Annotated in this window: 25 protein-coding genes; 18 read left to right on the top strand and 7 right to left on the bottom strand. The window is 61.3% G+C overall.

Features of this window, described 5'->3' with window-relative positions; translation table 11 throughout:
* Positions 1-49: 49 nt before the first annotated feature.
* The 6 genes from BLW22_RS09260 (at position 50) to BLW22_RS09235 (ending at position 7,070) form a co-directional block, all read left to right on the top strand.
* The gene (locus BLW22_RS09260) at positions 50-565 is read left to right on the top strand and encodes a sigma-70 family RNA polymerase sigma factor (protein ID WP_065926096.1); all 516 of its coding nucleotides are present in this window, start codon (positions 50-52) and stop codon (positions 563-565) included.
* Positions 566-1,543 (top strand): FecR domain-containing protein, encoded by a 978-nt coding sequence (locus tag BLW22_RS09255; protein WP_065939571.1) that lies wholly within the window; start codon positions 566-568, stop codon positions 1,541-1,543.
* 101 nt (positions 1,544-1,644) lie between these two features.
* On the top strand, positions 1,645-4,059 hold the full coding sequence (locus BLW22_RS09250; protein WP_074845736.1) for a TonB-dependent receptor: 2,415 nt from the start codon (positions 1,645-1,647) through the stop codon (positions 4,057-4,059).
* Positions 4,060-4,123: 64 nt separating this feature from the next.
* A complete protein-coding gene (locus BLW22_RS09245) occupies positions 4,124-5,278 on the top strand; it encodes an ABC transporter substrate-binding protein (RefSeq protein ID WP_074845733.1) in 1,155 nt (384 codons plus the stop codon).
* A complete protein-coding gene (locus BLW22_RS09240) occupies positions 5,275-6,321 on the top strand; it encodes a FecCD family ABC transporter permease (protein WP_065926092.1) in 1,047 nt (348 codons plus the stop codon). The genes BLW22_RS09245 and BLW22_RS09240 overlap by 4 nt, the downstream gene beginning before the upstream one ends.
* Positions 6,315-7,070 (top strand): ABC transporter ATP-binding protein, encoded by a 756-nt coding sequence (locus BLW22_RS09235; RefSeq protein ID WP_065926091.1) that lies wholly within the window; start codon positions 6,315-6,317, stop codon positions 7,068-7,070. Before BLW22_RS09240 ends, BLW22_RS09235 begins: the two co-directional genes overlap by 7 nt.
* Before the next feature lie 143 nt (positions 7,071-7,213).
* Here BLW22_RS09235 and BLW22_RS09230 read toward each other — a convergent pair whose 3' ends face one another.
* Positions 7,214-8,221 carry an aldo/keto reductase gene (locus tag BLW22_RS09230; protein WP_065926090.1) on the bottom strand — a complete coding sequence of 336 codons (1,008 nt, stop codon included), beginning with the start codon at positions 8,219-8,221 and terminating at the stop codon, positions 7,214-7,216.
* A gap of 444 nt (positions 8,222-8,665) precedes the next feature.
* Here BLW22_RS09230 and acuI point away from each other — a divergent pair, with 444 nt between their 5' ends.
* Positions 8,666-9,652, top strand: coding sequence for an acrylyl-CoA reductase (NADPH) (gene acuI, locus BLW22_RS09220; protein ID WP_074845726.1), 987 nt, complete (start codon positions 8,666-8,668; stop codon positions 9,650-9,652).
* Positions 9,653-9,801: 149 nt separating this feature from the next.
* Here the strand turns inward: acuI and BLW22_RS09215 are convergent, their stop codons facing one another.
* Complete coding sequence (locus BLW22_RS09215; RefSeq protein WP_065926140.1) at positions 9,802-10,389, bottom strand: TetR/AcrR family transcriptional regulator; 588 nt, start codon at positions 10,387-10,389, stop codon at positions 9,802-9,804.
* A gap of 148 nt (positions 10,390-10,537) precedes the next feature.
* Here BLW22_RS09215 and BLW22_RS09210 point away from each other — a divergent pair, with 148 nt between their 5' ends.
* The 3 genes from BLW22_RS09210 to BLW22_RS09200 all read left to right on the top strand — a co-directional run bounded on the left by BLW22_RS09210 (position 10,538) and on the right by BLW22_RS09200 (position 13,517).
* Complete coding sequence (locus BLW22_RS09210; protein ID WP_065947800.1) at positions 10,538-11,638, top strand: alkene reductase; 1,101 nt, start codon at positions 10,538-10,540, stop codon at positions 11,636-11,638.
* 561 nt (positions 11,639-12,199) lie between these two features.
* Positions 12,200-13,045, top strand: coding sequence for an alpha/beta fold hydrolase (locus BLW22_RS09205; RefSeq protein ID WP_074845723.1), 846 nt, complete (start codon positions 12,200-12,202; stop codon positions 13,043-13,045).
* A 22-nt stretch (positions 13,046-13,067) separates the two neighbouring features.
* Positions 13,068-13,517: an SCP2 sterol-binding domain-containing protein gene (locus BLW22_RS09200; protein ID WP_235865575.1), complete on the top strand. Its 450-nt coding sequence runs from the start codon at positions 13,068-13,070 to the stop codon at positions 13,515-13,517.
* Here BLW22_RS09200 and BLW22_RS09195 read toward each other — a convergent pair.
* The 5 genes from BLW22_RS09195 to BLW22_RS09175 all read right to left on the bottom strand — a co-directional run bounded on the left by BLW22_RS09195 (position 13,429) and on the right by BLW22_RS09175 (position 19,212).
* Entirely contained in the window at positions 13,429-13,785 is a 357-nt protein-coding gene (locus tag BLW22_RS09195) for an SDR family NAD(P)-dependent oxidoreductase (RefSeq protein ID WP_074845721.1), read from the bottom strand. The genes BLW22_RS09200 and BLW22_RS09195 overlap by 89 nt on opposite strands.
* A gap of 54 nt (positions 13,786-13,839) precedes the next feature.
* Complete coding sequence (locus BLW22_RS09190; protein ID WP_074845719.1) at positions 13,840-15,375, bottom strand: amidase; 1,536 nt, start codon at positions 15,373-15,375, stop codon at positions 13,840-13,842.
* A 213-nt stretch (positions 15,376-15,588) separates the two neighbouring features.
* A complete protein-coding gene (locus BLW22_RS09185; RefSeq protein WP_065926083.1) occupies positions 15,589-16,221 on the bottom strand; it encodes an ANTAR domain-containing response regulator in 633 nt (210 codons plus the stop codon).
* The gene (locus BLW22_RS09180) at positions 16,218-17,366 is read right to left on the bottom strand and encodes a transporter substrate-binding domain-containing protein (protein ID WP_065926082.1); all 1,149 of its coding nucleotides are present in this window, start codon (positions 17,364-17,366) and stop codon (positions 16,218-16,220) included. The genes BLW22_RS09185 and BLW22_RS09180 overlap by 4 nt, the downstream gene beginning before the upstream one ends.
* Positions 17,367-18,006: 640 nt before the next feature.
* Positions 18,007-19,212, bottom strand: a complete 1,206-nt coding sequence (locus BLW22_RS09175; RefSeq protein ID WP_065924368.1) for an ISL3 family transposase — start codon at positions 19,210-19,212, stop codon at positions 18,007-18,009.
* A 121-nt stretch (positions 19,213-19,333) separates the two neighbouring features.
* Between BLW22_RS09175 and urtA the strand changes: the two genes are divergently transcribed.
* The 8 genes from urtA to BLW22_RS09130 all read left to right on the top strand — a co-directional run bounded on the left by urtA (position 19,334) and on the right by BLW22_RS09130 (position 26,030).
* Positions 19,334-20,515 (top strand): urea ABC transporter substrate-binding protein, encoded by a 1,182-nt coding sequence (urtA, locus tag BLW22_RS09165; RefSeq protein ID WP_074845715.1) that lies wholly within the window; start codon positions 19,334-19,336, stop codon positions 20,513-20,515.
* Positions 20,516-20,594: 79 nt separating this feature from the next.
* On the top strand, positions 20,595-21,497 hold the full coding sequence (gene urtB / locus BLW22_RS09160) for an urea ABC transporter permease subunit UrtB (protein WP_065926080.1): 903 nt from the start codon (positions 20,595-20,597) through the stop codon (positions 21,495-21,497).
* 1 nt (position 21,498) lies between these two features.
* Entirely contained in the window at positions 21,499-22,647 is a 1,149-nt protein-coding gene (gene urtC, locus BLW22_RS09155) for an urea ABC transporter permease subunit UrtC (protein ID WP_027603388.1), read from the top strand.
* Positions 22,644-23,381: an urea ABC transporter ATP-binding protein UrtD gene (gene urtD, locus BLW22_RS09150; RefSeq protein WP_027603387.1), complete on the top strand. Its 738-nt coding sequence runs from the start codon at positions 22,644-22,646 to the stop codon at positions 23,379-23,381. The genes urtC and urtD overlap by 4 nt, the downstream gene beginning before the upstream one ends.
* A 2-nt stretch (positions 23,382-23,383) precedes the next feature.
* A complete protein-coding gene (gene urtE, locus BLW22_RS09145; RefSeq protein WP_027603386.1) occupies positions 23,384-24,073 on the top strand; it encodes an urea ABC transporter ATP-binding subunit UrtE in 690 nt (229 codons plus the stop codon).
* Positions 24,074-24,096: 23 nt separating this feature from the next.
* On the top strand, positions 24,097-24,537 hold the full coding sequence (ureE, locus tag BLW22_RS09140; RefSeq protein ID WP_065947803.1) for an urease accessory protein UreE: 441 nt from the start codon (positions 24,097-24,099) through the stop codon (positions 24,535-24,537).
* Complete coding sequence (locus tag BLW22_RS09135; RefSeq protein ID WP_074845713.1) at positions 24,534-25,289, top strand: urease accessory protein UreF; 756 nt, start codon at positions 24,534-24,536, stop codon at positions 25,287-25,289. The genes ureE and BLW22_RS09135 overlap by 4 nt, the downstream gene beginning before the upstream one ends.
* 45 nt (positions 25,290-25,334) lie before the next feature.
* The gene (locus tag BLW22_RS09130) at positions 25,335-26,030 is read left to right on the top strand and encodes an urease subunit beta (protein ID WP_065926078.1); all 696 of its coding nucleotides are present in this window, start codon (positions 25,335-25,337) and stop codon (positions 26,028-26,030) included.
* The last annotated feature ends 2 nt before the right edge of the window (positions 26,031-26,032 follow it).

The raw sequence follows: 26,032 nt of genomic DNA, 5'->3' as shown, positions 1-26,032 counted from the left end.
TGTCAACTAGCATTGGGAATACTTCTCAATTACAAACAAATCTGCCGCCATGAGCGAAATCTCTTCCGCAAATCATCTCAATCACCTGCGCGCCATCGAGGCCCTGTACAGCGGGCATCACGGCTGGCTGTATGCCACGCTGAAGAGAAAACTGGGTAACGCCATGGATGCGGCGGATCTGGCGCAGGACACCTTCACCCGGATCCTCGCCTCACAAGTCACGGTGATTGACCAGCCACGGGCGTACCTGAGCTGCGTGGCCAAGGGCATCCTGGTCAACTGGTACCAGCGCAAGGCACTCGAACGCGCCTACCTGGATGCGCTGGCGAACGTACCCACCCACGAAGCGCCGTCGCCCGAGGCGCACTTCATGGTGCTGGAAACCCTGCACGAAATCGACGCCATGCTCGATACCCTGGCGCCCTTGGTCAAGCGCGCCTTCCTGCTGTCGCAGATCAACGGCCTCAAGTACGACGACATCGCCGAGCAACTGGGTGTATCGCTGATCACCGTCAAGCGCTACATGAAACAGGCCTTCGTACAGTGCCTGATGCTGGTGGAGTGAATGCTCGGTCTGCGCAAGGAGCCGCCGCTGGACCCGCAGGTACTCGAAGAAGCCGCCGAGTGGCTGATGCGCTTGAGCGAACGCGAACTGAGCGAGCACGAGCGCGCCGAATGGGAGCGCTGGAAGGTCAGCAGCCCGGAGCGGGATCGCGCCTGGTCCCGTGCGCAATTGCTGCAGAGCAAGTTCGGCGGCCTGCCGCCCGCCCTGGCGATGTCGGCGCTGGACCGGCCAGACAGCCCTGAACGTCGTGCAGCACTGGGCAAGCTGGCGATCCTGCTGGCGCTGGCGCCCGCGGGTTGGGGGAGCTGGAAGCTGGCGCAATCGCAGCAATGGTCAGCGGACTATCGCACCGACGTTGGCCAACGCCGCGAACTGACCCTGGCCGATGGCTCACGTATCACCCTGAACACCGCCACCGCCATCGACGTCGTATTCGACGACCGTCAACGGCTTATTCACCTGCGCGAGGGCGAAATCCTGGTGCAGACCGCCGTGGACACCGCCCCCCTGCCCCGGCCGTTCCTGATCAGCACCCGCCAGGGAAGCATGCAGGCGCTGGGCACACGGTTTACCGTGCGTGAAGTCAGCCCCCGCACCCATCTTGCGGTCATCGACGGCGCGGTGCGGGTGATATTGGCCGATAACCGCCAGACCCCGCCGCTGATCGTCAATGCAGGGCAGCGCACCGACTTCTCCTCACAGACCTTTGGTGACCTGGCGCCGACCGATCGCTACATCGGTTCATGGACCCAAGGCATGTTGATGGCCGACAAGATGCGCCTGGCGGATTTCGTCGCGGAACTGACGCGCTACCGCCGAGGTTTCCTGCGCTGTGATCCGGCCATCGCCGACTTGCGCATTTCCGGGGCCTTTCCGATCAGTGATACCGATCGCACCTTGAGCATGCTGGTGCACACTTATCCCGTGCTGGCGAACAGTCATTTGCGCGGTTACTGGGTCACCCTGTCGCCCGCCTGACTCTCACGCAAAAATAAACGGCGGCCGGGGTGATACTTTTTTCGATCTCGACTGGCAAAGACAGGAACAGCCTTTTCCTCTCGTCCATGGGTCATCCTTTCATGCTCGTAGCACGGCCCCTGCGTCCGGCTCGTCCGCTCAAACCGATGGTGCACGGCGTTGTGCTCAGCCTGCTGCTGGCCGGAGCCATGTGCCCGGTGGCGTTGGCGGATGCACCGGCCCAATTGGACTCAGTCGCTGTGCAGGCCTACCACATTGCCCCCGGCCCGCTCGGCGCGACGCTCTCAAGCTTTGCCGTGGACGCCGGTATTGCCCTGTCTTTCCAGCCGTCGATCACGGAGGGCCTGATCAGCCCCGAACTGAACGGCACCTACTCCACGCAGGAAGCCGTCACGCGTTTGCTCGAAGGCAGCGGCCTGGAGATGGTGTTGCGCAGCGATGGCAGCTACACCCTGGTACTGCGCCGGCTGACGCTGTCGGCGACCACGGTGGAGGCGGCGCAAAAACACACCGATAGCCTGCCGCCGGTGTACCCGGGCGGCCAGGTGGCCGAGGGCGGGCGTCTCGGCCTGCTGGGCAATACGGATGTGATGGACGCGCCGTTCAGCATCAGCACCTATACCGCGTCATTGATCAAAGACCAGCAGGCGACCACCGTGGGCGACGTGCTGGAGCGCGACTCTTCGGTCCGCTCCACCGGCCAGACGGGAGGGATCGTCGACTCATTCTTTATCCGCGGCTTTCCGGTGGGCGAAGGCAACCTCGGGGAACTGGCGTTCGACGGTGTGTACGGCGTGGCCTCCAATTACCGGGTATTCACCGACTACGCCGAACGCATCGAAGTGGTCAAAGGCCCTGGCGCCCTCCTCTACGGCATGTCCCCCAACAGCGCCGTCGGTGGCGTGATCAACGTGGTCCCCAAGCGCGCCCTGGACGAGGACCTGACCCGCGTCACGGCCACCTATGCCCAGGACCGACAACTGGGCACCCATATCGACCTGAGTCGGCGGTTTGGTGAGGACCGGCGATTCGGCATGCGCGTCAACGGCCGCGTGCAGCAGGGTGACACTGTCATCGACAAGCAATCGCGGGATGTCGGGGTCAGTGCCATCGCCCTGGATTACCAGGGCGATCGCCTGCGCACCAGCCTGGACCTGATCAACCAGCAAGAGCAATTCGACGCGGCGTCACGGCCCTTCCTGATCGCGCCCGGCGTGCCGATTCCCCACGCCGCCAACGGGCGTACCAACGTCAGCCAGGCGTGGGGCTGGTCCAAGACCCGCGACGAGTCGGCATTGCTGGGTGGCGAGTATGACGTGAGCGACGCACTGACCCTGTTTGCCCATGCCGGCGGTGGGAAGTCGAACGTGGCACGCCTTTCCGACCAGACCCCGACCATCATCAACACCGCCGGCGACACCTCGTCGATCCCCGGCTATTACAAATTCAAGGTCCGGCGCTACACGGTCGACAGCGGTGCCCGACTGCGTTTCGACACCGGGCCGATCAGCCACAGCACCACGCTGCAAGTGACGCGCTATCGCGACGAGTTGTCGCGCGGCATTATTTCCGGCCCGCCGATCCTGTCGAACATTTACCACCCTGTCTCACGACCCGAGGCCGACATTGCTACGCCTGCCACGCCGAAAGTCTCGGCGACCGAATTGTCCGGCGTCGCCGTTGCCGACACCTTGTCGATGCTCGATCAGCGCCTGCAGGTGACGGCCGGCCTGCGCAAACAGACCATCCGCTCCAACAACTACGACGCGGCGGGTACGGTGACCACGGCTTACGACGACGGCAGGACCACGCCGCTGTTCGGCGCAGTTGTCCGGCCCTGGGAGCATGTGTCGTTCTACTACAACTACCTGGAAGGCTTGAGCAAAGGCGATATCGCCCCCGCCACGGCCTCGAACGCGGGCCAGATCTTTGCCCCCTACGTCTCACGCCAGCATGAGGTGGGGGTCAAGCTCGACTACGGCACGGTCATGTCCACACTCGCGCTGTTCCAGATCACCAAACCCAGTGGCGAGCTGTCAGGTACCACCTTTGCGGTACAAGGCGAACAGCGCAACCGCGGCCTGGAGCTGAACGTATCCGGTGAGGCCGGCCAAGGCACACGCCTGCTGGGCGGGGTGACGCTGCTGGATGCGCAACTGACCAAAAGCGCGGTTGCGGCCAACCGGGGCAACACCCCAGTGGGGGTGCCGAAGGTGCAAGCCAACCTCTGGGCCGAGTGGGACGTGCCCTGGGTCGAGGGGCTGACGCTAACCAGCGGGGCGTTGTACACCGGCAGCCAATATGTGAACCAGGCCAACACCCAGCAGTTGGACCCCTGGACCCGCTTCGACATGGGCGTGCGCTACAGCACGCGCATCGCCCAGCGGCCGACGACCTTTCGCGCCACGGTACAGAACGTGTTCGACCGTGAGTATTGGTCGGGGGTCGCTTCCTATGGTGCGTTCTCTCAAGGCTCGCCACGCACCCTTCTACTGTCGACCACGGTCGATTTCTGAAACCTTCGGCCCGGCACGGCAAGCTGCACCGCCACCCGGCCCGACCACTGCAAAGGCTTTAACCATGGTTACCATTGTTCGACGCAGCCACGCCTTCGCCGGGCTGCTGCTTGCGGGTTTGTTGGGATGGGCTCTGCCGTCGACGGCCGCCGAGCCGCAGGCACCACGCAGCACCGTCACCGATTTGCTCGGGCGCCAGGTCAAGGTGCACCTGCCGGTCCGGCGGGTGATTCTCGGGGAAGGCCGTCAGTTGTACCTGGTTGCCGCGCTGGATACGCAAAACCCCATCGAGCGAATCGTCGGCTGGCGCAAGGACCTGATCCAGTCCGACCCGGACACCTATGGCGCTTACCTGCGTAAATTTCCCGCCATCGCCAAAATCCCCACCTTTGGCGGCTTTGAAGACGGCACCTTCGATATCGAGCAGGCCATCTCCCAGCGCCCGGACGTGATCATCCTCAATATCGAGGCCCAGCACGCGACCGAGGACGCCCGCTATATCGAAAAGCTCGATGCCCTGGGGATTCCAGTGGTGTACGTCGACTTTCGCAACCACCCGATGCAGAACACCGAACCGACCATGCGCCTGTTCGGCCAGTTGTTCGGCAAAGAGGCGCGTGCCGAAGCGTTTATCGACTTTCGCAACCAGCAGATCCGCCGCGTCACCGACGTGATCACCGCGCAACACCCTTCGCGCCCCAGCGTGTTCATCGAGCGTATCGGTGGCTACACCGACGATTGCTGCCTGAGTTTCGGCAATGAAAACTTCGGTCTGTTCGTCGATATGGCGGGGGGCAATAACATCGCCAGAGGCGTTATTCCCACCACCTTTGGCCAGCTGAATCCCGAGCAAGTGATCGTCGCCAACCCGGAACAGGTGGTGGTCACCAGTGCCAACTGGGAAGCCTTTGCCCCCGGTGGCCACTGGGTCGGGGTGGGGCCCGGTGCCGACATGGCCCAAGCCCGGCGCAAACTGGCCTGGTATACCCAACGCCCGGCCTATGCCGGGATCAAGGCGCAGGATGACCAGGCGTTCCATGCCATCTGGCACCAGTTCTACAACAGCCCTTATCAGTTCGTGGCCATCCAGCAGTTGGCCAAGTGGTTTCATCCGACACTGTTTACCGACCTGGACCCTGAAGCCTCGTTTCGCGAATTGCACGAGCGATTCCTGCCGGTGCCCTATGAGCCGGGTTACTTCGTGAGCCTCAAGCCATGAGTGCCGTGATCCAACGCGACACCTACCGGGCCCTGGTGCTGCGCAAACGCCTGATCCTCGGTGGCCTGCTCTTGCTGCTGTTGTGCAGTGTGCTGCTTGACCTGGCCCTGGGGCCGGCGCGCTACAGCTTCAATGAAGTACTCGGTGCACTGTTTGCGCCGGACAGTGCGCCGGCACAGGTTCGCGTGGTGATGTGGGACATCCGCCTGCCGATCGCCCTGATGGCCGTTGCCGTGGGTGCGGCGTTGTCACTGGCCGGCGCGCAGATGCAGACCATCCTCAATAACCCGCTGGCCAGCCCCTTCACCTTGGGCATTTCCGCCGCCGCCAGTTTTGGTGCAGCCATGGGGCTGGCGTTTGGTGTGGCGCTGTTTCCGTTGGCGGCGCAGTACATGGTGCCGGTCAACGCGTTCATCATGGCCATGCTGTCGGCGTTGCTGATTCACTTCCTGAGCATGCGTCGCGGGGTCACCGCGGAAACCATCGTGCTATTGGGTATTGCCCTGGTCTTCACGTTTAACGCGTTATTGGCCCTGGTGCAGTTTTTCGCCACCGAGCAAGCCGTGGCGGCCGTGGTGTTCTGGACCATGGGCAGCCTGACCAAAGCCACCTGGCCCAAACTCGGGGTGATCTGCCTGGTGATCGTGATCACCCTGCCGATCTTTGCCAAGCGCGCCTGGGCCCTGACCGCACTGCGACTGGGGGACGACAAGGCCGCCAGCTTCGGGATCAACGTACGCAGCCTGCGTTTTCAGACGCTGATCATGGTCAGCCTGCTCGCCTCGTTCCCCGTGGCCTTTGTGGGCACCATCGGCTTTATCGGGCTGGTCGGCCCGCATATTGCGCGGATGTTGATCGGCGAGGACCAACGCTTCTTCCTTCCGGCCTCGCTGCTGACCGGCGCACTGATTCTGTCCGCCAGTTCAGTGGTGAGCAAAACCCTGATCCCCGGCGCCATCTTCCCGATCGGGGTGGTCACTTCGCTGATCGGCGTGCCGTTCTTCATATCACTGATCCTCAGCGGGAAGAAAAACACATGGTGAAGATTCAGCTGCAAGACCTGGGTGCCCGCTATGGCCAGCGCACGATCATCCGTGGCGTTACCACCGCCGCGTTCACCGGCGGCCAGGTGGTCGCGGTGGTGGGGCCCAATGCGGCGGGCAAGTCCACCTTGTTCAAACGCATGGCCGGGCTGATCGACGGGCCTGGACAGGTGATCCTGCAGGACTCGAAAAAGGGCCGGCAGGGCATCTGCTACATGCCCCAGGGCTTGAATGCCAGTGCGCGGTTGACGGTCTACGAATCGGTACTCCTGGCCCGCAAGCAACTGTCGCCGCAATGGACCGTCCACGATGACGAGTTGAACCTGGTCGACGAAATGCTCGAGGCCCTTGGCATCAGCGACTTGTCCTTTCGCAACCTCGGCGAACTCAGCGGCGGCCAGCAGCAACTGGTGTCCATCGCCCAGACCTTGGTGCGCGAACCGGAAGTCCTGCTGATGGACGAACCCACCAGCGCCCTCGACATGCATCGCCAGGTGCAAGTGTTGAACTTCATGGGCGCACTGGCCCGCCAACAGCAGGTCATCGTGTTTATTGCCCTGCATGACCTGAACCAGGCGTTGCGCTTTGCCGACCAGGTATTGGTGATTGCCGACGGCACCGCCCAAGGCAGCGGCGCGAGTCATGAGGTGATCACCGAACGCATGCTGCGCGAGGTGTACCAGGTTGAGGCGCGGATCGAGCAGTGCAGTCGGGGACAACGGCATATTTTGATCGACGGCATAACTTGACCGCGTACCCAGCACGAGCCATAGATTGATGCGAGAACATGCCGATAGCCGAAACCCGCGTCGTCAGCTTGGCTTGTTTCGTCCTCGCAGTGACTCCAGGCTTAACCCTCATTGACCGCGCGTTCGCATTGCACCTTCACAGGTCAGGCAACGACACGCTCTGGAGCGCCGTCAGCCCAAGCAACAGGTACCCTGGCTACTGCCGACGGCGCCAGGTCACTCACGCTATCAAGTCGACCAATTTGCTCCGCAGAGAGCTGCAGTGTCAGCGCTCCAAGGTTATCGGTAAGTTGGCCAAGTGAGCGCGGGCCGATAATGGGAACCGCACCATGCGTGCCTGCCCAAGCAATGGCAACCTGGCCCGGGCTGACGCCGTGTTCACCCGCTATAGCGACTACCGCGTCCAGCGTCTGCGTGCGCTGTGCCGAGTTCTCCGGCTGGAACACACGCCCTGCGAACCCTTCAGCACGCCCCTTTTCACCTTGCCGGTACTTTCCGGTCAACATACCGCCCCCCAGGGGCGACCACGTCACGATGCCGAGACCGAGCGCATGCGATGCCTTGAACAAATCGGCCTCGGGCTCGCGATGCACCAAGCTATGTTCGAATTGTGCAGCCGCAATCGGAACGGCATGGGACAGTTCGGCCAACGTGACCGCACGGGCGAGGCGCCAGGCGGGGAAGTTCGACAGGCCCGCGTACAGGATCTTGCCGGCACGCGCCAGGTCCTCGAAGCCTCGGACGATTTCCTCAAGGGGCGTGGTGCCATCCGGGTGATGCGCCCAGTAAATATCAATCCGATCGGTTTTGAGCCGTTTCAGGCTTGCCTCCACGGAAGCCACCATGGCCTTACGGCTGTTGCCGGTGACCAGTCGGTTCGCATTCTGCACTGCGCCACTGCTGAACTTGGTGGCGAGCACAAAATCCTCACGCCGCCCTTCCAGCAATGTACCGAGCAGTTCTTCGGATTGCCCGAATTGGTAGACGTCAGCCGAATCGATGAAGTTGCCGCCAGCTTCGGCATAAGCGTTGAACACAGCTTTGCTGGCGTCGGGATCGGCGCCATAACCCCAGCCTGTGCCGAAGTTGCCCGTGCCGAGCGCCACCTGTGAAACCTGCAAACCGGTCTTTCCAAATGATGTGTACTTCATGCTGTGCTCCGTCAATTGAATCGGCCCTGTTGTCGGGATCGACTGGGCGCATGACCGCCTCGATAGCGTTCCCCCGCGCTTTAGTGACTTTCATCTTCAAGATCTGTGTAGATAGGCCAGCAGTGAAGCCTATAGCCTTCATTGATGTCAATCGCAATCAAAGATCTTGACGACGAAGATTATGATCGACATCATTGAGGTGCTTGCCTCACCAGGGTGCTGGAAATTTGCGCGCCCATCTGACCGCGCCCACCTGCTTTCGTCGAGGCGGGCTTGGCCTTCGAGTTTGCCGCCATGGTCCAGGAAAACCTCGCTGGGACGCGCAAGGACAAGGGCATCGTCACCTTCAACTACCCTCAGGTGGGTCGCAGGCGAACCCAAGGTTTTCCAGCTGGGTCAACTGATTTAGCACAACGCACGTGGTCACCTGACCAGGAGAAGACGATGACATTCAAGGCACTGCTCGCCAGCAAGACCGGTGACACCCTTTCAACCCGCTTGGTTGACTTTGAGGACGAGGATTTGATGCCGGGCGACGTCACCGTCGCGGTCGAATACTCAACGGTGAACTACAAGGACGCGATGGCGCTCACTGGCCGGTCACCGATCATCCGCAAGTTTCCGCTGATTCCGGGGATCGACTTTGCCGGGGTCGTAGAGTCGTCGACCTATCCCGGCATTGTGGCCGGCGACCGTGTGCTGGCCAACGGCTGGGGACTCAGCCAGACTCACCACGGCGGCTTCGCCCAAAGGGCACGGGTGAGCGGTGATTGGCTGGTCAAGGTTCCCGCAGCGTTTTCGGCCCGGGATGCCATGGCCATCGGCACAGCGGGGTACACCGCAATGCTGTCCGTGCTGGCACTGGAACATGGCGGTCTGACGCCTGCGCGCGGCGACATCCTGGTGACCGGCGCCAATGGCGGCTCTGGATCGGTGGCGATTGCCCTGCTGTCCAAACTGGGCTATCGCGTGATCGCGTCGACCGGGCGGCTTGAAGAAGCCGATTACCTGCGCGCGCTCGGCGCGAACGAAATCATCGACCGCCACACCCTGTCCGCACCGGGCGCACCGATTTCCGAAGAGCGCTGGGCGGGCGCCATTGACTCGGTCGGCAGCCATACGTTGGCTAACGTGCTGGCGCATACCCGGTATCGTGGCGTGGTCGCGGCCTTCGGACTTGCACAAGGCGCGGATCTGCCCGCCTCTGTGCTCCCCTTCATCCTGCGCAACATCACCCTTGCTGGCATTGATTCGGTCAATGCGCCTCAGCAGATACGGCTGCAGGCTTGGTCGCGCCTTGCCAGTGACTTGGATCTGGACAAGCTTGCCCGAACCTCAAAGGTGGTTGGCCTCGGCGATGTTCCTGACATCGCCAGCCGCGTGCTCGCAGGGAAAATTCAGGGGCGCACCATCGTTGACGTGAACGCGTGACGGGGCGGCGGGGTTTTCCAGTGCCACCACGAGTTCTTGCCCGAAGCGCTGCCTCTGCTGGCGAAAATCGATGATCAACCGAGGATCGACCGCTTGCTCTCTCGCACCCCCATGAAGCGCATCGGCAGGCGCGCTTGAGGTCTCCCGGACTATTGCTCGCTGCCTGGCGATACCGGCAAGGAAGCCGATATCCGGGCGTGGCAAACCTCGAGTATTTCATCGGCGAGCGGCGAATCATCCGGACACGCTCGCGACAACACCATCGCGCCAACGGCATGAGCCAGTACGTCGATCATCTTCGCTCTCGTCTCGCCCGGCGCAGCGTCTTCGACGGTCGGAGACTTTTGCACCAGCGCTTGCAGCATGCGGTCTATGCCTTCGGCGAATGCACGCTTCAGCTCATCCGACTGACGCGCGGCGTCTCCACACAGGGCCGCCATGGTGCAGCCCTCGCCACGCCGGTCACGGTGATCCCTCGACACGTAGATATCGATGAACGTCTGAATATCAAGCGCCTCGGTGCCGGCGAGCGACCGGGAAAGACTGCTGGCTGCAGCCTCGGCCATCAGATCGGCCTTTGAGCCGAAATGTTTGTAGAAACCTCCGTGGGTGAACCCGGCGGCCCCCATGAGATCCACCAAACCTACGCCGTCAAACCCCCGCTCACGAAACAACACGGAGGCCGTCTCGACGATGTGCTCGCGATTTGCCTGCGCCTGCGCTTTGGTCACTTTCACCTGCGATACCTCGAACTTGCACAAAAAACCTACGCCCATAGTACATAGATGTTGATTGCAATCAAAATAATTGACAGCTTTGATTATGATCACCATCATAAAGGCAAACCAAATCCCTCTTCCGCCACAGCCACAGAAGACACCTCACATGACCGATCAAAATCTGTTTACTGCCTATACCCTTGGCTCACTGACCCTCGCCAACCGCATCGTGCTCGCGCCCCTGACGCGCAATCGCGCCGGCACTGGACTGGTGCCCAGCGAGTTCGCCCCCACTTACTACAGCCAGCGCGCTTCGGCCGGACTGCTGATCACCGAGGCCACCCAGATTTCGGCGCAGGCGCAGGGTTACCAAGACACACCCGGTCTTTACACCCAGGCGCAGATCGACGGCTGGCGCCGGGTTACCGAAGCGGTGCATGCCAAGGGCGGCAAGATTTTTGTGCAGCTGTGGCACGTTGGCCGGGTTTCCCATGTGGACCTGCAACCGGGCGGTGCCGCCCCAGTAGCGCCGTCGGCCATCCGTGCCCAGACCAAGACCTTCGTCAATAACGGCTTTGCCGACGTGTCCGAGCCACGCGCACTCGAACTCGACGAACTGCCAGGCATCGTCAACGATTTCCGCCAAGCGGCAGCAAACGCCATTGCGGCCGGCTTCGACGGCGTGGAACTCCACGGTGCAAACGGCTATTTACTCGATCAATTCATCAAGGACGGCGCCAACCAGCGTACCGATGCCTACGGCGGTTCGATCGAAAATCGTGCGCGCCTGTTGCTGGAAGTGACCGCTGCAGTGGTCGCCGAGATTGGCGCGGACCGCACGGGCATTCGCCTGTCGCCGGTCTCGCCCGCCAATGGTGTGTCGAGCAGTGAGCCGCAGGCTCAGTTCGATTACATCGTCGACCAACTCAATGCGCTCGACATCGTTTACCTGCACGTCGTCGAAGGCGCGACCGGTGGGCCACGCGACGTGGCGCCGTTTGATTTCGACGCGTTGCGCCAGCGCTTCCAGAACACCTACATCGCCAACAATGGCTACGACCAAAACCTGGCCAACTCGCGGCTTGCGCAGGACAAGGCTGACCTCATCGCCTTTGGCCGCCCGTTTATCGGCAACCCGGATCTGGTGGAGCGGCTCAAGGCCGGTGCGCCGCTGTCCGCCTTCGACCCCACCACCCTCTACGGCGGCGGTGCGACGGGCTACATCGACTACCCGACACTGGCCGAATCAAGCGCTGCCACCAACTAGGCGGTGCCTGACCGGGCCAGGTTTTATTTGTGCATCCCTCTCACTGCGTGACCGAAGCTTGTATCCGGGAAGGTCCAGGTAACTCCGTATAAATGGCGCGCTTGGTGTCGTTACCTGTGTTCTGGCACCAAACGAGCCAGCGTCGATTACAGAACGATCACGACTGGGGGCACAAGGGGTAAGGCAGGAGCGCGCAAAAGGCTGGAAAGATGAAGTTGAATAACGATAAGTGCGACATCAATGAGTGCGTTGAATCAACCGCAGCCGCACCACCCGATACAGGACACACAGGCCCACATCAGGATCAAGCGCCACAACGTGACGAAGCGATACCTGCGCAGTCACCGACCAGCAAAGTACCTGAAGACGCGGCTCAGCCTGTAATCGTCTGGCGTAGCTTGATGTTGCAGCAGTAACACTGCGAAGTCGCATTGCTCCGTCAACACCCGTCGCAGTGCAACCAGACATCGAGCCCGGTGCGGACAACCCACGCGGGTGCAATCTGTACCCAAACAGCCATGGTTTGCTGCATCAGATGACAACCCCTTGGAGGACTTCAAAATGAGCTATAGCCATCTAACCGCCCCTACCCTGTATATCGACGTCGATGGCGAGACATTTGCCTATCGCCGCTGGGGCAATGACAAGACAGATCAGCCTGCGCTGTTCCTCCTCCAGCATTTCCGTGGCGGCATGGATCATTGGGACCCCATCATGACGGATGGGCTGGCGGCAGGGCGCGAGGTCATCCTCTACAACGGTCGCGGCATTGCCTCTTCTTCCGGAGAGCCGCGTAACCGAATTGAGCTGATGGCCGACGACGCTGCCGCAGTGATCCGCGCACTCGGTCTATCAACAGTCGATGTGCTGGGTTTCTCGCTTGGCGGTTTTATCGCCCAGGACCTGACACGACGCCATCCCGACCTCGTGCGCAAACTGATGCTGCTGGGTACCGGGCCTCGTGGCGGTAATCCGGACTCAGACCCTGGCGTGCTGGAGGCCGCACCACGGCCCATTCCCACAGTGGACGATTTTCTGTTTCTGTTTTTCGGTCGCTCCGAGGCGGCGCGGCAGGCAGGGCTCGCGTTCTGGGAGCGCCGTCATCAGCGTGTCGACCAGGATCCACCCAGCTCTGTGCAGGTGATGCAGGCACAGATCGAAGCCCACATGCACTTTATGCCCAAGCTGGACCCAAATGATCCCTTCAATCATCTGCGCGCTATCAAACAGCCAACGTTCATCCTGAACGGCATGAATGACGTCATGATTCCAACAGTCAACTCCTGGTACATGGCCCAGAACATCCCGAACGCCCAGTTATTCCTGTACCCGGATGCGGGCCACGGCGCCCAATTCCAATGCCCTGAGCGCTTTCTGAAACACGCCATCGCGTTCCTCAGCGAATGACAACTTACGGAGCCAGCACATCATGCTGAAGTTTAAATTTTTGTTGTGGGCGCTGACCAAGCTGTTTCAGCGGGCCATCAAGAAAAACCCCGGCTGCGCAAAATTTGTTAAAGGCAAGTCGTTGGTCTTTCAGATTCGAACAGAGGATGGCGTGGGTCGCTACTTCACCGTTGCGAACGGAAAGATAAAATCCGCCGCAGGTTTAACGCAAAAGCCGGCATTCACGCTGTCGTTTAGAAACACAGAAAGAGGCTTCGCCATTCTGTCGGCTAAAGACAGCAAGGATGAATTCCTGACGGGGTTGCATACAGGCGATCTGAAAATCAGCGGTGATTTTGTCGAGGTGATGTGGTTCCAGGGATTAACAGAATACTTGCAGCCGGCTAAAGACCCCGCGCAGGTCTTTTCACGACGCCTTGCATCGTGCGGCTGCCGATCATCACGATTCGGGCGCCGGGGTGCAGGGTGTTGACCAAATGGCTCGCCGCCGCCACGTGAACCTGCCACATGGCTTGGCCATCCTGCGGCTGCAACTGCCCCAACGGGGCGGTACGCATGAAACCTGCCGCGTGGACGATGGCATCCACCGTTTCGATGGGCTGCAAGGCTTGATCCAAGGCCTGCAAGTCACTCAGATCGCATTCAATCCAGTGAAAGCGCGGATGGTCGATACCGGCAGCGCGGCGACTCAGCCCCTGCACACGCCAGCCTTCTGCCAGCAGGCGTTGCGCGCTGGCCATTCCAGGCCCAGTCGCCAGCGAACGTATTCGCCAGCGCCTGGGCAGGCCATCGGTTTACAGCGCCGGGGGTTTAGGGAATACGCCGCGGGCGTGTTCGTAGGCCTGGGCAACGCGCAGTGCGAGGGCGTCCTGGAAGCGCGGAGCAACGATCATCATGGCGACCGGCAAGCCGTCCGCAAGCCCCGCCGGGATCGATGTCGCGGGGTGCCCCGTGAGGTCAAACGGCGCGGTATTGGCAAGCATGTCCAGTGCACTGTGCACGTACTCCTCCACGGGTGCGTCCGCGGCGGTCAACGGCGTGGCTACGAAGGGCATGGTGGGCATCACCAACACGTCAAAATCCTTGAATGCCTCGTCGTACTGGCGCGTCAGCTCCGGTACCAGCATCCGCGCCTTGGCGTAGTAGGCGCCATGCAGGTTTTTCAGGCTGTAGTGACCGGTCAACGCAACCGCTCGCACGCTACTGGACAACGCATCGGCGTGTTCGCGGCGTTTTTCGCCGAAGTAACTCATGATGTCCGGGTCGTAATAACCGTCGACGTTCATGCCGTAACCATTGCCCTGCAACATCTGATACGCCGCGCCGTCAGTGGCAATCACGTTCCACAGATCCAACGCCACGCCCGTGTGCCACGGCGCGCTTGCTTCGCCGACGCTGGCGCCCAGGCTTTCAAGCTGGGCAACCGCCGCCTTGACCAGGGCATCCACCTGCGGCTCGGACATTCCCGGGATCGCAAAACCTTCTCGCAGCAAGCCGATTTTCAAGCCGGCCACGCCCTGCTCCAGCGTCGCGAGGCAGTTGACCGCTGGCGGATTTTTCTGCCGGGAATCAAGCCCATCGGCCCCCGCAATGACATCGAGCATCGCTGCCACATCGCGTACGTTATTGGCCATCGGGCCCACATGGTCGATGGTCCGCTCAATCGGAAAAGCGCCGGTGTAAGGCACCAGGCCGTAAGTCGGCTTGTGCCCGACGATGCCGCTCCAGGCCGACGGCATCCGGATCGAACCGCCCTGATCGCCGCCGATGGCCATGTCGACTTGGCCAAGCGCCACCAGCACCGCACTGCCGCTGGACGAACCGCCTGCGTTGCGCGTCAGGTCCCAGGGGTTTTTAACCGGGCCGCTGGCGGAGGTAAAACTTGCCCCGGAAAAACACAAGTCTTCACACACCGACTTGCCCACCACCGTGGCCCCGGCCGCCAGCAAGCGTTTGACCACAGTGGCGTCTTCGGACGGGATATAACCGTCCAGGCTCAATGAGCCGTTAGCCATGGGCACGCCAGCCACCGACACATTGTCCTTGATGACCACCGTCTTGCCGGCCAACGGGCCTTGCGCCGCGCCGACGATTCGGGTTTTCACGTACCAGGCGCCGTGCAGGTTGTCTGCCTCGGCGGCTTTGTTGTATTCGCGTTCAGGCGGTTGCTGCGCGACGTTGGCAGCGTAGAGCGCATCGATGGCTTCGTAGGAATTCAACGTTTCATCGGCCAGGTTGAGGAAGGCCTCCATCTGGCTATCTGTCAGGTGATAACCGTGGTCTTCGGCGGCAATCAGAAAGTCGGTTTTGCTGGGGCGTTTTACGGACATGGTGTTCTCCAAATGACGTTAAGAACCACCCGATCTCGGGCGATCATTGACGCGCGCCACCCGTGCCCACTGCACAGGTTACGGCTCGCTCCGGAGGACTCCATTGTCCACGCCGGTCGCCACGCGGTGATCCATACCTGCCAAGGGAGGCGTATGGCAAACGTCCACGCAGAAGAGGATCAAGCCCTCACAAGCTTGATGCTCAAAGGCTGTTCAGGAACAGGCTTGTCGGAACAACTCATGGGCCTTGACCAGCGCTTCGGCGATTTTTTCCACCGGTTCGCGTTTGGCCATGGCTTGATCTCGCAAGGCGTTGTAGGCATCGGTCTCCGACATGCCCTTGGTTTCGATAAGGATTATTTTCGCCTGCTGCACGGTGCGCATGACCGCCATGCGCCCTTCCAGGCGCTTGACGTGCCGTTCCCGTTCGCGGGCCTTGCGTGACTGACTCAGGGTGATCGCCAAAGCGGTCAGCAAACCGAACGACTTCACGGGCGAAGGGATGACAGCGCAAGCGTTCAGTTGCACCAATGCCTCGACGATGATCGGGTTCTCATAGGCAATCACCGGAATGATCGGCGGCGTGCTGGCGTGCAGCAGCCATGGCGTGTTGGTCGACAGGCTTTCCGGCGACACCGCCAATACGATCACGTCCGCCTCGGCGCTCAAGCGCTCCGGAATCGGCCATTGCACACGCACCTGACAACCGATGCGCTGCAACTGCTCGATCAGGTTGCGTCCATCCTCGTCATCCGGGTGGATCACCAATACGCTGACGTCGCGCAGGTCCTTGATGCCTGTCGCGCTGTCGTTGCGCAGGCGTTTCTTGGCGGCGCGCAAGGTCATGGACGTCTCCCCACCGAGCCGGACCATTCATTGAAATTGGGTGCAATGGCATAAGGGTCAGGCTTGAGTGCACTCTGGCTTTCGTAAAGGATGTCGAATTGGCCCTCGACGTTGGCCCGGCCAATCCGCGAAAACAGGTACGTGTGGTGATTGTTGGCATCGACCCGAATGCGTCCTTGTGGCGCTTCGAATTCCAGCCCGCGCATGGCCTGCAGCACATCCTCCACTTGCGTGCTGCCAGCTCGAATGATCGCCTTGGCCAGCAAGTGCACCTGAAAGTACGCCGCCTCCCAGCAACGGTCAGTGACCTGGTGTTGACCAAACAACTCGCGGTATTGGGCGATGCATTGGCGGTTGGTCGGCGTGTCCACCGACTGAAAATACGTAGCCGCCGAGATATGCCCAGTGCCCAGGTGAACCCCCATTTGCTGGATGTCGGTTTCGCTGGTCGTCAGGCTGGCAATCGGCATCACCGAGGGGTCAAAGCCTGCGTCGGCGTAAGCCTGGTACAAATGCCCCATGGTTTCGCCGACGACCGTCGAGAAAATAAACGAGGGCTTGAGCTCCCTGGCCTTGACCATCAGTTTGGCAAAATCTTCCGGACGTGCGTTTTTCAGCGGCAGGTAATACTCGCCCAGCTTGGTACCGCCACGCTCGTACAACAGGTCGCTCATCAAGCGATTGGTTTCGTACGGGTAGACGTACTCGGAACCGATCATCAACACGCGATTGCCGAAGTTGTCGAGCATGTAATTGCCCAGGGGCAAGGCATTGTGATTCGGTGTGGCGCCGGTGTAGATAATGTTGCGCGAATACTCGAAACCTTCGTAATACACCGGGTACAGCAACAGGGCGTCGTAGCGCTCGACAATCGGCAGTGCCGCCTTGCGTGCAGCCGAGGTGTAGCAACCAAAGAAAAACCGCAGGTGTTCTTCGCGGATCAGCGATTCGATATGCATGGCGTACAGCGCAGGCGTTGAATCGGGGTTGCGGGTGATCAACTGCAGCGGGCGACCACCGACCCCGCCTGCCGCATTGATCTGCGCAATTGCAAACTGCGCGCCGCGCATCGTCGAGCCCTCGGCAGCCGCCGTGACACCGGTATCGGAAAACAGACCGCCTATGCGGATCGACTGGTCAACCATGCCTATCAACCTTGTTCAACGTGAGAAAAGACACCCGCTCGTGGATTGGGGGTCTGGAGGCCTGTGCAAATAATGATTGAGCGAGACGCCGTATAACAAAATGGCTGCTCTCAGGCGGGTTGTGCCTGGGGCTGGCGCGACAACACTGTCAGGGCCAGTCATGCGAGGGGCCTTCCACACCTGCCGAGAATGGGCGTGTGACAAGGGACCCTGCGAGGGTGTTGCCTGTCGCTCATGCAGATAGTGGGCCACACGCAATGGGCGAGCTGCACCCGCGGCGCCGGCCGGTTTCAATCCTTGCCGTGGAGCCCATCCATGCCGCCCACACGCTCACGGTATTGGTGCATTCAGGGTGCATTCGCGCCAAAGCAGCGCAGGCCAGTGACACGCGACAATAGATGCAGGCGTCACTCGCACGCCCCTTCGACTGCCCGGAAAACGCCCTGGTCGCAATTGGCACTGCCCTTGCTATAACTCTCCAGAGACATCGCGCCAGCTGTTTGCCCTACGCCCCCTTGGCAAGTAGGGAAGCACCTCGCGTACGACTGGATCGGACACAGCTGTCCCGCCAGATTCGGCACAAGAAGCCTGATTTCCCGACTATTGATTTAGCCGGGATGTCGGGCTTTTTTTAGGTTCATCACGGATTACCGGGAAAGACGCTCTTGATCTTCATGAAGAAGAATTCGCTATCCCGGTAACCGTACGCCATCCGTTTGATGACCTTTATTCGATTGTTTATTCCTTCCAACTGACCGGTGTGCATCGGCCAGCGAACCCGACTGACGATGCCCCGCCAATAACCCTTTAGCCGTTTGGCAAACTGGATCAGAGCCGGTATTTCGCTTTCATATGCATGGCGCAGCCATTGCTTCCAGGCCGATCTCCAGGTCCAGGCAGTGCTCGGTGTCCAGAGCGTTTTGAGTTCAGCCTTCATCAAATAAACTGTCATCAGCGATTGGTTGGCCTCCAATAAATCCTGCAAATGGACCTGTTGTTCCGGCGTTTTCAGGTTCTGTGGGTTACGCAGCAACAGCCATCGTGCCTGCTTGATGACCTTGCGAGCCGGCTTGTTATGACGCAGCCGATTAGCTTCGTCGACGCGGACCCGATCAATCACCTCTCGGCCATATTTGGCCACCACATGGAAAAGGTCGTAGACCACTCGCGCTTTCGGGCAATGCTGGCGAACCTCCAGATCAAAAGCAGTATTCATGTCCATCGCCACCGCTTCGATTCGAGCGCAGCCCTCCGGCCCCAGTTCCTCGAAGAACGGCCTGACTGCCGCTCGGCTACGGCCTTCACCGATCCACAGCACTCGTCGTGTATCGGCATCCAGCACAACGCTGGCGTAACGATGACCTTTGAATAACGCGAACTCGTCCATGATCAGGCGTCGTGGTTGCGCCTTCGGCAACTCACTCAACACCGCCTGCAAGGCTCGACGCTCCAGCAACCGAACAGTGTCCCAATGCAGTCCAAACATCTGGGCCACGTGCAGGGTGGGAAGGCGCTCGCAGGCCTGAATGACCGCCTCGGCCAAGCGGCGCGTCATGCGGGCATAGCGATCCAGCCAACTGACGGCCTCCATGCGTTTTCCACAGTCGCGGCAGCCAACACGCCTGAGCAAAATGCTGAGGCGCACCGCGCGACCGAGAATGGGCAGATCACGAACGGTTCGCTCACAATACTCATGAGTGGTTGAACAAGGTTTTTGGCAGCCGCCGCAGGAAGGGAATCGGGTGGCGTGGGGAATCAGATCGATCTTTAGAGCGTCACCATCGGGCTTGATCGTGACGACAGAAAAGCCCTCCCAAAAAGGAAGGAAAGTATTAATATCACGCATAAGAACGCCGGTTTTTTAGATGTGTTTGCTCGCACGAACATCATCAATCAAATCGGCGTTCTTGTTTCTGTGTTTCCCGGGATTCCGTGATGAACCTTTTTTTATTCCTGGAGAGAAGTGAATGCACAACGACAAACGCCGTTTGATCAAGCATGCCCTGTTGCTGGGCGCCTTCAGCCTGTTGCCGTTTTCCCTGGTCAGCCAGGTGCAGGCAGCCGAGACCGTGAAGGTCGGCATCATCCACTCGCTGACCGGCACCATGGCCATCAGTGAGGCCTCGGTGGTGGACGCGGAAAAACTCGCCATCGACGAAATCAACGCCAGCGGTGGCGTGCTCGGCAAGACCATCGAACCGATCGTCGAGGACGGTGCCAGCGATTGGCCGACCTTCGCCGAGAAGGCGCGCAAGCTGTTGGAAAACGATCACGTTGTCGCTACGTTCGGCGCCTTCACCTCGGCGTCGCGTAAAGCGGTGTTGCCAGTGTTCGAACGCAACAAAGCGTTGCTGTATTACCCGACGTTCTATGAAGGCCTGGAAAAATCCCCGGCCATCATCTACACCGGCGCCGAAGCGTCGCAGCAAACCCTGGCAGCCGTCAGCTGGTTGATGGCCAACAAAGGCAAGACCGTCTACCTCGTGGGCTCGGACTACATCTGGCCGCGCACCACCAACAAGCTGGCACGGGCGTCGGTGACCAAGCAGGGCGGATCCATCGTCGGTGAGGATTACCTGCCCCTGGGCAACATCGAGTTCTCCTCGGTGATCAACAAAATCAAGGCCGCCAAGCCCGACATCGTACTGTCCACCATCGTCGGTGGCTCAAACGTGGCGTTCTACAAACAGCTCAAGGCCGCCGGCATCGACAGCAGCAACCAGACGCTGATGGCGCTGGCCGTCACCGAAGAAGAAGTCACCGGCATCGGCGCCGAAAACCTCACCGGCTTTCTCACCTGCATGAGCTACTTCCAGAGCCTGAAAAACCCGGTCAACGAGAAATTCGTCGCCGCCTTCAAGGCCCGCGATGGCGACAAACGCGTAGTCGGCGACCCGATGGCGGCCGCGTACACCGCCGTGTACCTGTGGAAGAAAGCCGTGGAAAAAGCCGGCAGTTTCGACGTCCCGGCCGTGATCGCCGCGTCCTCGGAGCTGACCCTCGACGCGCCTGAAGGCGAGGTCAAGGTCCACAAGGACAACCACCACCTGTGGAAGCGTGCGCGCATCGGCACCCTCAACGCCCAGGGCCAGGTTGACGTGATCTACGAGTCCGCGCCCATCGAGCCTAACCCTTTCCCGAAACTGTGATGCAGGGTCGGGCGCGATCTGACTCGCGCCCTCTCCCGCCCACGCGGTCCGCCAACGTGCAGCGACAGGTAGCGACGCAATGACTTTCGATATTTTGGTGATGCAGGTCTTCAGCGGGTTTTCGCTGTTCTCGGTGTTGGTGCTGATGGCCCTGGGGCTGACCATCGTGTTCGGCCTGATGGGCGTAATCAACATGGCCCACGGCGAGTTGATGGCGATGGGGTCGTACATGACCTACGTCACGTCCGTGGTGTTTGCGCGCTACTTTCCCGACTACATGGGCTGGTATTTCGTGATCGGCATCGGCGTGGCCTTCGTCGTGACCTTCGCGTTCGGTTTCCTGCTCGAACGCTGCTTTATTCGCTTCATGTACAACCGCCCGCTCGACACGCTTCTGGCGACCTGGGGCCTGTCGCTGGTGCTGCAGCAGGTGTTCCGCCAGCTCTTCGGGCCCAAGGAAGTCAGCGTGCCCACGGTGCAATGGCTGCAAGGCGCGTGGAAGATCAGCGAAGGCCTGGAACTGCCGCTCAATCGGATTTTCATCATCGGCCTGACACTGGTGATCGCCGGCGCCGTGTTTCTGTTTTTGTACCGCAGCCGCTGGGGGCTGCGCATTCGCGCGGTGACCCAGAACCGCGCCATGGCGGGGGCAGCCGGCATTAACACCGCCCGTGTCGATGCGGTCACGTTTGCCCTGGGCTGCGGGCTGGCAGGGATCGCCGGCAGCTCGTTCACCATGCTGGCCTCGACCGGCCCGGTCAGCGGCCAGCAGTACCTGGTCGACACCTTCATCGTCGTGGTGTTTGGCGGGGTGGAGAGTTTGCTGGGTACCTTCCTGTCGGCCTTCGCCATCGGCCAGACGCAGATTTCGCTGGAATACCTCACCACCGGGTCCATGGCCAAAGCCATCACGCTGCTGGTGGTGATCGTGCTGCTGTTCTTCCGCCCCAACGGCTTGTTCGCCGCGAAAGTGAGACGCTGAGATGAACGATATGACTGAGACGCCCCTCACCCGCCCCAGCACCTCGACGCCGACCACGCGCCGGCTGCGCACCGGGTTGCTGCCGTTGCTCGAGCGCCACAGCCTGGTCTGGCTGTCGCTGCTGTTGCTGGTGATATTGCCCCTGAGCCTGGGCGACTTTCGCCTGGGCCTGGCCGGCAAATACCTGAGCCTGGCGTTCTGCGCCGTGGGCATGGTGATGATCTGGGGCTACGGCGGGATACTCAGCCTGGGCCAGGGCATCTTCTTTGGCCTTGGCAGCTACATGATGGCGATGTACCTGAAACTTGAAGCCACCGCCAACGACGAAGCGGCGAGCGCGCTCGCCGCCTTCTACGGCTCGGCGTTGCCGGACTTCATGATCTGGAACAGCGTCGACGCGCTGCCCTGGTGGTGGAAGCCTTTCGAGTCGGCGACATTCACCTTTGCGGCGATCCTCGTCCTCCCGGCATTGCTCGCGTTTGTGTTCAGCTACGCGTATTTCAAGAAGCGCGTGGGCGGCGTGTACTTCTCGATCATCACCCTGTCGTTGGCGGCGATCATGTCGATCATGATCATCGGCCAGCAAGGCTACACCGGCGGCGTCAACGGCCTGACCGACTTCAAGACCGCCTTTGGCCTGAGCCTGCAAACGCCTCAAACGCCCTGGATTCTGTACCTGATCACCACCCTGTTACTGCTGGGCTGCGTGGCGTTGTGCGGGTTCATCCTGCGCAGCCGGCTGGGCAAAGTGGTGGTGGCGATCCGTGACCGTGAGGACCGCGTACGGTTTTCCGGCTACAACACGGCGCTGTTCAAAGCGTTCATCTTTGCCGTCGCAGCACTGATCTCGGCGCTCGGCGGGGTGATGTTCACCCTGCAGGTCGGCCTCGCGTCGCCGTCGCTGGTGGGCATCATTCCTTCGACCGAAATCGTGATTTACGCAGCCCTTGGCGGGCGTCTGTCGCTGGTCGGTGCGGTGTACGGCACGCTGTTGATCGGCGTGGCCAAAACCTACCTGTCGGAAAACTTCGTCAACTTCTGGCAGTACTTCATCGGTTTCCTGTTCATGGGCGTGGTGCTGTTCTTGCCGACCGGGCTGGCCGGTTTGCTGCAACGCCTTGGCCACAACAAACAGGAGGTGCAGTCATGAGTGGCCTGTTGCTGAGTGTCGAAGACCTCACGGTGTCGTTCGACGGTTTCAAGGCAGTGGACAGCCTTAATTTCTATGTCGAAGAAAACCAGGTGCACGTGGTGATCGGGCCTAACGGCGCGGGCAAGACCACCCTGCTTGACATGATCTGCGGCAAAACCCGCCCGAGTGCCGGCAGCATTCGTTTCAAGGACCTGCAACTGGCCAACATGATCGAATACCAGATCACCCGCGCGGGCGTTGGGCGCAAGTTCCAGAACCCTTCGGTGTATGAAGACCTCACCGTGCGCGAGAACCTCGACATCTCATCGCCCGGCAAACGCGGCATTTTCAACTGCCTGTTCGCCCGCAAGGACCCGGCCCTGCAAGCAGAGATCGAGCAGACCGCCGAGATGATTTTCCTGCAGGACCAGCTGGGGCGCAAAGCCGGGCTGTTGTCCCACGGGCAAAAGCAGTGGCTGGAGATCGGCATGCTGCTGATGCAGCGCCCGGAACTGTTACTGCTGGACGAGCCGGTGGCCGGCATGAGTGCAGGCGAGCGGGAAAAGACCGCAGGCCTGCTCAAGCGCATCGCCAAGGGCCGCGCCATGGTGATCATCGAGCACGACATGGAGTTCGTGAAGTCAGTGGCTGACAAAGTCACCGTCCTGCACCAGGGCAAAACCCTGGCCTACGGCTCGATGGATCAGGTGCAAAACGATCCTCGCGTCATCGACGTCTACCTGGGGCACTGAGCATGCTGACCGTCAATAACCTGAACGTGTATTACGGCGACAGCCATGTGCTGCGCAATCTCGACCTGACCCTCGCACCGGCCGAGTCCCTGGCGATCATGGGTCGCAACGGCATGGGCAAGACCACCCTGCTCAGAAGCCTGGTGGGCATGCTGCCGGCGCGCAGCGGCAGCATCACGCTGGCGGGCCGGGAACTCACCGCCAGCAAGAGCTATGAGCGGGTCGCCGCCGGGGTGGGCTTCGTGCCGCAGGGGCGGATGATTTTTCCGTACCTGACGGTGGAGGAAAATATCCTGACGGGCATGCAGGGCGCCCCTGCCGCACCGATTCCCGACTACATCTACGAGTACTTCCCGGTGCTGTTCGAGATGCGTCGACGCAAGGGCGGCAACCTCTCCGGCGGCCAGCAACAACAGCTGGCGATTGCCCGCGCGCTGGTCTCCAACCCCAAAGTGTTGATCCTGGATGAGCCGACCGAGGGCATTCAGCCGTCGATCATCAAGGACATCGCCCGGGCCCTGAACCTGCTGAAAAAAGAACGGGGATTTTCGCTGATCGTCTCCGAACAGGTGCTGTCGTTTGCGATGGCGGTGGCCGACCGTTACCTGATCATCGAGAAAGGCGAGTTCGTGCACAGCGAGGTCCGCGAAACCGTCGACCGCGAGCGCATCCTGCGCTACCTGACCATCTGAAACCGGACCTGGGAGCACACACCATGTTGATCCTCGACCGCATTCTGGGCCAGGCCAGCGACCCTGCCCTCGCCGACCGTTTGCATGACCTCAGCCACGCAGGCCTGGTCGAAACCCTCAGCCTGTCGGCCAGCGACATTCAGCGTCATCGCCTGCGCCTGGCCAGTGATCGCGGCACCGACTGTGCGATTCGGCTGGAGCGCCATCAGCAGCTGCGTAACGGCTCGGTGCTGATGCTCGACGGTCAGCGCGCCATCGTCGTGCACATGCAGGACGTGCACTTTCTCGACCTGCAACCGCGGGACGCTGCCGCCGCGCTGGAGCTGGGGTATTTCGCCGGCAACATGCACTGGGCCGTGCGCTTTGCAGGCACTGCGTTACGGATCCCGCTGAATGGCCCGGAGGCCGACTACCTCGAGCGTCTGGCGCCGCTGCTCGCGGACGGCCGGGTGCTGCGCCTATGAACGCCGCACCGGCCGAGTTGCGCAGCAGCCTGTTGGCACGGCAACAGGCCGACAGTTTTTTCCCTGGTGGTGCGGTTGCCTGGTCATGGGGCCTGGAAACGCTGGTGGCCGATGCGCGCCTGGGGCAGAACGCCGCGATGACCGACCCCGTCCCTGTCAGGCGCCGTCAGCGCGGCCTGCAGAATGATCGCAGCGTTCAGGTGCGGGCCTTCGTCGAAGGTCAATTGCGCCATCGCTGGAACAGTTTTGACCGGGTGTTTTTATGCGCCGCCTGGCATGCAGCGGCTGACCTCGCCACCCTGATGGACCTGGACAGTCACATCGAGGCCCTGACCCTGGCCGAGGAACTGCGCCAAGGCTCACGTCGCGTCGGCCAATCGTTGCTGGGCGTGCATGTCGCGCTCGGTACCCCCGGCGCTGCCGCTTACCAGCAACACGTGCTCGCCCGGGCAACGCCGGGGCATTTGCCGGTGTTGCAAGGGCTGCTGTGGCAACAACTCGGCATGCAACTCGAGCACTGCCAACTCGCCGCCGCCCATGGGCTGTGCACCGGATTGGTCAGTGCCGCTGTGCGCCTGGGCGTAATGGGGCATGTGGATGCGCAGCGGGTGCTCACCGACATCCAGCCCTTGCTGCTGCAACTACTGGCTCAGGCGCCGCTCGCCCTCGACGACGCCAGCGGCTTCACACCCATGGCCGAGATCGCCGTGATGCGGCACGAAACCCAGGACCTCCGTCTTTTCGCCAATTGAGGTGGCGGGCACGAAAACGCCTGCTGCCGACACAGGAGCTTGAACATGCTGCTGACGCCCACCGAACTTGAGCGGCTGACGCTATACACCGCCGCCGAACTTGCGCGCAAACGCCGCACCAAAGGGCTGCGCCTGAACTTTCCGGAAGCCTCGGCGCTGATTGCCGATGAAATCCTCGAAGGCGCCCGTGAGGGTCGCAGCGTGGCCGAGCTGATCGGTTTCGGCTCGACACTCCTCAACACTGACGACGTCATGCCCGGCGTGGCCGATCTGCTGCCGGTACTGCAGGTGGAAGGTACGTTCCCCGATGGCACCAAACTGGTCACCGTGCATCAGCCGATTCGACCCGGGCAGTTGCCGTTGGCCGTCATGCCGACGCCTGGGGAAATCATCTCGCCCGAGGGCGATATACAACTCAACAGCGGTCGCCCCACGACCACCGTACGGGCCATCAATACCGGCGACCGGCCGGTGCAAATCGGCAGTCACTACCACTTTTTCGAAGTCAACAAGGCGCTGGATTTCCCGCGCACCGCCGCCTTCGGCATGCACCTGGACATTCCCGCGGGCACCGCCGTACGTTTTGAGCCGGGGGAGCTGCGCGAAGTGCAGCTGGTGCAATTCGGCGGCACGGGGGACATCTACGGTTTCAGCGGTTTGACCAATGGCAACCTGCACGATCCGGCCTGCAAAGCCATCGCGCTTGATCGAGCCCGCGCACAACAGTTCAAGGGGGCGTGACC

The sequence above is a fragment of the Pseudomonas marginalis genome (assembly GCF_900105325.1).
Taxonomy (GTDB): domain Bacteria; phylum Pseudomonadota; class Gammaproteobacteria; order Pseudomonadales; family Pseudomonadaceae; genus Aquipseudomonas; species Aquipseudomonas marginalis.
This window is presented reverse-complemented; position numbering and strand designations above follow the sequence as displayed.